A 5182-nucleotide genomic window follows, 5' to 3' on the forward strand; every position below is an offset into this window, starting at 1 on the left:
AGCGGAATCTCGGTGCAGCCCAGCACCAGGGCCTGGGCGCCGCGCCGGGCCAGCGCTTCGGCCACCGGCAGCAGCAGGCCGCGGGCGGCTGGCAGGTCGCCGGCCTTGACGGCGGCGATGCCGGGCATCACGCCCTGCAGCATCTCCACCGCGGTGGGCAGCAGCCACTGCAGGCCGCTGCCCGCCGGTGTGCGGTTGGGGTACAAGCCCGAGGCGATAGTGGCGTCGGTGGCCAGCAGTCCCAGCCGGGCACCGGTGCCGAAGCGCGCCACGCCCTCGGCCAGCGCTGCGTCCACCAGGTGCAGCATCGGCAGGCCCAGGGCGGGCGCCAGCGCGTCCCACCACAGGTGGGCGGTGTTGCAGGGCATGACGATCAGGCCGGCGCCGGCATCCACCAGCCGGCGCCCGCTGGCCACCATCGCCGCCAGCGGCGAATCGCCTTCGCCGCGGAAGGCGGCGGTGCGGTCGGCCACCTGCGGGATGGAACTCACCACCACCGGCACATGCTCCTGGTCGGAGGTGGCCGGCGTGGCCTCGATCATCTTGCGCATGAAGTCGATGGTGGCCAGCGGCCCCATGCCGCCCAGCACCCCGACCACGCCCAGGCCTTCGCTCATCGCCCGCTCGACTTTCGCTCAGAGTGCCGGCTTGTCCGACAGGTTCTTCAGGTTGTCGGCCAGCTCCTTGCTCATCGGCGCCGCCAGGTTGATGCCCTTGGGCGGGATGGGCGACTGGAACCACTTCTTGTAGAGCGTCTCGAATTCGCCGCTCTTCATCAGCCCGGCCAGCGTGTCGTCCACCAGCTTCTTGAAGGCGGCGTCGTCCTTGCGCACCATGATGGCGTAGGGCTCCACCTGCAGCGCATCGCCCACCACGGCCAGCTCGGCCGGGTTCTGCGCGCCGGCACGCAGGCCGTACAGCAGGATGTCGTCCATGCCAAAGGCATCGGCGCGGCCGCTTTGCACCATCAGGGCCGATTCGGCGTGGTCCTTGGCGGCCAGCAGCTCAAAGCCCAGGTTCTGCTCGGTGTTGAGCTTGCGCAGCAGCTGGTAGTTGGTGGTGCCGGTGGTGGACACCACCTTCTTGCCCTTCAAGTCGGCGATCGACTTGATGCCCGAGTCGGCCTTCACCAGGAAGCGGGTGCCAGTGTAGAAGTAGTTGATCGCGAACGACACCTGCTTGGCGCGGTCGCTGTTGTTGGTGGTGGAGCCGCACTCGATGTCGATGGTGCCGTTGGCCAGCAGCGGGATGCGGTTCTGCGAAGTCACCGCCTGGTGGTTCACCTTCAGGTCGGCACGGCCGGTGGCCTTCTTCACCTCGGCCACCACGCGCTGGCAGATCTCCCAGCCGAAGCCCACCGGCTGCGTGTCGCCACCCAGGTACGAGAACGGGATCGACGATTCGCGGTAAGCCACGGTCATCGTGCCGCTGGACTTGATCTTGTCGAGCGTGGGCGGCGTCTGGGCGGCCGCCGTGCCGCACAGCGCGGCGGTGGTGGCAAAGGCGAAGGCCAGTCGGTGCGAGGTGCGCATGCGGGAGATCCTTTCGGTGCCGGCGAGGCGGGGTGAACAACGAGCCCCCATGCTAGGGAGCCTGCGGCACCTACGGCATCGTGAATTGCCCGCGCACCATCAGGCGCGCTTATGGTCTGAAGGGCCTGCCCGGCTCAGGGCTGCGCGACGGTGCGCGTCCTGGGCAGCTTGGGCGAGGGCTGCGTGACCCGCGCGTCGAACGGGTGCGCCAGCGCGCCGACGAAGCCCAGCACCCGCTTCACGTAGGCGCGGGTCTCGGTGTACGGAGGCACGCCCTGGTACCGCTCGACCGTGCCTTCGCCGGCGTTGTAGGCGGCGGCCACCAGGCTCACGTCGCCCTCGAAGTAGGCCAGCAGCCAGCGCAGGTAGGCCAGGCCGCCGCGGATGTTCTGCTTGGGGTCGAACGCGTTTTTCACCCGGAAGCGCTCGGCCGTCTCGGGGATCAGCTGCATCAGGCCCATCGCGTTCTTGGGCGAGACGGCCTGGGCATCGAAGTTGGATTCGGCCTTGATGATGGCCAGCGCCAGGCCGGGATTGACGTCGAACTCTGGCGCCATCTTCATCACCATCTCGACGATGGGTTTGGGCGAGCTGGCCTTGAGCTTTTCCATCGCGGCGGCCGAGGCGGCCGCGGCTTCGGCCGCAGCCACGGCGGCCGCATCGGGCGCCGGCGCCACCGGGTCCTTCAGGCACTCGGGCTGCACCGCGGCCACGCCGCCCAGCAGCCGCAGCATGTTGGGCGCCTGCGGAATGCCTTGCGCGGCTGCCGCCTCGAAGAACCAGGCGGCCCAGCCGTCGTGGCGCTCGACGCCGCGGCCGTTGGCATACATCCAGCCCAGGTGGTATTGCGATTCGGCATCGCCCAGCTTGGCGGCGCGGCAGTACAGCGCGGCGGCAAAAGCGGGGTCGCGCTGCATCGCGGCGCCGCCTGACTCGTAACGCTGGGCGTCGGCGCGCAGCATCTCGATGGTTTCTGCCTCGCCGCCCGGCGTGGTCACCCCGCCGGGCATCGCTGCCTGCGCCCAGCCCGCCACCGCCAGCAGGGTGGCGCCGGCGATGCAGTGCAGCGGGCGGGCGGTGGAGGGCTTCACGGTGGGTGGGCAGCAAAAGGGTGGACCCGCGATTGAAGGGCATCCGGATGGGGGCGTCGATCCCGACCTTGGGGGGATGGCGCCGGCCCGCCCCGCGGTGCTCAAGACACCGCCCCAACGGTCGATGTAACCACTTCGCCGTGTGCCCTCAGGATGTCGTCCATGAACCTACGCCTGCCAACGCCCGACCTGTTCTGGTCGCAAACCTGGGAGGCCTTCGGCCCCTACCTGCTGCCGACGCTGATCGCGGGCGCGCTTTTCGTGGTGCTGCTGCTGCTGGGCAAGCGCGGAGAGGCGGTCGCGAACCGGGATGAGACGCCGCGCACCAGCTCGGTGCGCAGCGGGGCCGAACCGGTGGCCGAGGCGCGCCACGCCGCCCGCCAGGCCATTGCCGATGCCGCCGCGTCGGCCGCCGCCACCACGGCGGTGGTGACCGCGGCCGCGGCTGGCGAGCCCTTGGCCCCCGTGCCTGCCGCGCCGGCCGAGCCGCCGGCCCTGCTGGTGGTCGACGATTCCGCGGTGGTGCGGGCCAAGCTGCGCAAGCTGCTCGAAGGCGCCGGCTACCGCGTGGTGCTGGCCAACGACGGCCAGGAGGCGCTGGCGGCGCTGCCCGGCGACTTCTTCTCGGTGCTGATCACCGACCTGGAAATGCCGAACATGGGCGGCGTGGAACTGATCGCCCATGTGCAAGGCAGCCAGGACACCGAAGACCTGCCCATCATCGCCATCACCGGCCACGACGAACTGCAGGCCCATGTGCGCGACTGCCAGGGCCTGTACGGCATCTTCCGCAAGCCCTGGAACGACCGCGAACTGCTGCGCCGCGTGGAAGCGCTGGCCGGCCTGCGCGTGCGCCAGGCGCAGCCCGCGGCGTAACTCCAAGCTTCAAGCGGTGGCGGCTACCGTGTGCCGCACGCGCAGCAGGCTGAGCAAGCCGGCCACGCCCGCGAAGGTGGCCGCCAGCCCCAGCGCGATGACGGCGCCGCGGCCGTCCTGGCTGCCGAACACGCTGAAGATGCCCGCCAGCAGCACCGCGCCAAGCGTCTGGCCGGTCAGGCGGGCGGTGCCCAGCATGCCGCTGGCCGCGCCCGAGCGCCGCGGCGGCGCCGCGGTGACGATGGTGTGGTTGTTGGGCGACTGGAACAGCCCGAAGCCGGCGCCGCACAGCAGCATGCGCCAGACGATGTCGGCATCGGACGGGTGGGCCGGCAGCAGCGCCAGCAGCAGCAGGCCCAGCGACATCACGCCCAGGCCGATGCCGCCCAGCAGCCCGTTGTGGTAGCGGCCGATCAGCCGCCCGGCGATCGGGGCCACCACCACGATGGCCAGCGGCCAGGCGGTGATCAGCAGGCCGGCCACCAGGTGGCTGCGGCCCAGCCCGTCGAGCAGCAGGAAGGGCAGCGCGATGAAGGCCAGCATCTGCCCCGCGAACGCACACACCGAGGTGCCGATCGACAGCCTGAAGATGGGAATGCGCAGCAGGTCGATGGGCATCAGCGGCGCCGCCTGGAACCACTGCCGGCGCAGGTACACCGCCGCGACCAGCAGCCCGCCGGCCAGCAGCGCCAGGCCGCTGGCGGCCCGGCTGCCGTCGGCGCCGTGGCGCGCGCCCAGCAGGTCGGCGCCCAGGAACACCAGGCTGAACATCGCGATGTTCAGCAGCACGTCCAGCACCGCGGGCGCGGCCGGCGCCGGATGCTCGGGCGTGGGCGCCGGGTTGTGCGGCAGCACCCGGTAGCCCAGCGCGATGACCAGCAGCCCCAACGGCAGGTTGAGCACGAAGAGCGCCGGCCACGGCGCCACCGACAGGATGGCCGCCGCCACCGTGGGCCCGGCCACCGAGGCACTGGCCACGGTGAGCGAGTTGATGGCCACGCCGCGCCCCAGCATGGCCCGCGGATAGATGAGCCGCACCAGCGCGGTGTTGACGCTCATGATGCCGGCCGCGCCCACGCCCTGAACGACGCGGGACAGCGCCAGCGACCACAGGCTGCCTGACAGCAGGCAGGCCAGCGACGCCACGGTGAACAGCGCCACGCCGCCGAAGTACACGCGGCGGTAGCCGATGCGGTCGCCCAGCGTGGCCAGCGGCAGCAGCAGCGCCAGTGTGGCCAGCTGGTAGCCGTTGACCACCCACACCGCCTGCGCGCCGCTGGCGTTCAGGTCGCGCGCGATGCCCGGCAGCGCCAGGTTGACGATGGTGCCGTCCAGCACCGCCAGCACCAGGCCCAGCACGATGGCCGCCATGGCATGCGTGCGGGCGGGGGTGGGCAATCCATCCTGAACGGGCATCGAGGGGTCGGCGGCGGTGGGAACCGTGCGGGAGCGGAGGGGGCCATGATCCTAAGCCTGGGGCCATGCCGGTGCCTGCACAAGGGCTTGGCAGCGGGGGTGACTGGGCGTGCCGTTTGCTCACGACGTGGCAGGCCGTCAGGTTCCGCCGGGCCGCCCCAAGGAACCTGCGCCCCCTCGGGGGCCGCGAGCGCAGCGAGCTTGGGGGCTGGCTTACCCTGCTGCGGAAATCACGCCACCACCCAGGCACACCTCGCCGTCGTACAG

At 71.3% G+C, this 5182-nt stretch carries 5 protein-coding genes; 1 reads left to right on the forward strand and 4 read right to left on the reverse strand.

Going from position 1 to position 5182, the window contains the following annotated elements; all coding sequences use genetic code 11:
• From ABNT58_RS29180 to ABNT58_RS29190, 3 genes are all read right to left on the reverse strand, one after another.
• The coding region (locus ABNT58_RS29180; protein ID WP_348756849.1) for an amino acid racemase at positions 1-617 on the reverse strand (617 nt) is incomplete at its 3' end.
• Positions 618-635: 18 nt separating this feature from the next.
• Positions 636-1532 carry an amino acid ABC transporter substrate-binding protein gene (locus ABNT58_RS29185; RefSeq protein WP_348756850.1) on the reverse strand — a complete coding sequence of 299 codons (897 nt, stop codon included), beginning with the start codon at positions 1530-1532 and terminating at the stop codon, positions 636-638.
• 134 nt (positions 1533-1666) lie between these two features.
• Positions 1667-2623, reverse strand: coding sequence for a transglycosylase SLT domain-containing protein (locus ABNT58_RS29190; RefSeq protein ID WP_348756851.1), 957 nt, complete (start codon positions 2621-2623; stop codon positions 1667-1669).
• 162 nt (positions 2624-2785) lie between these two features.
• Between ABNT58_RS29190 and ABNT58_RS29195 the strand changes: the two genes are divergently transcribed.
• Positions 2786-3499, forward strand: a complete 714-nt coding sequence (locus ABNT58_RS29195; RefSeq protein ID WP_348756852.1) for a response regulator — start codon at positions 2786-2788, stop codon at positions 3497-3499.
• A 9-nt stretch (positions 3500-3508) separates the two neighbouring features.
• Here the strand turns inward: ABNT58_RS29195 and ABNT58_RS29200 are convergent, their stop codons facing one another.
• A complete protein-coding gene (locus ABNT58_RS29200; RefSeq protein ID WP_348756853.1) occupies positions 3509-4915 on the reverse strand; it encodes an MFS transporter in 1407 nt (468 codons plus the stop codon).
• Positions 4916-5182: the final 267 nt, after the last annotated feature.

Origin of the sequence: uncultured Aquincola sp. (genome assembly GCF_964001545.1) — a bacterium.
Classification (GTDB): Bacteria; Pseudomonadota; Gammaproteobacteria; order Burkholderiales; family Burkholderiaceae_C; genus Aquincola.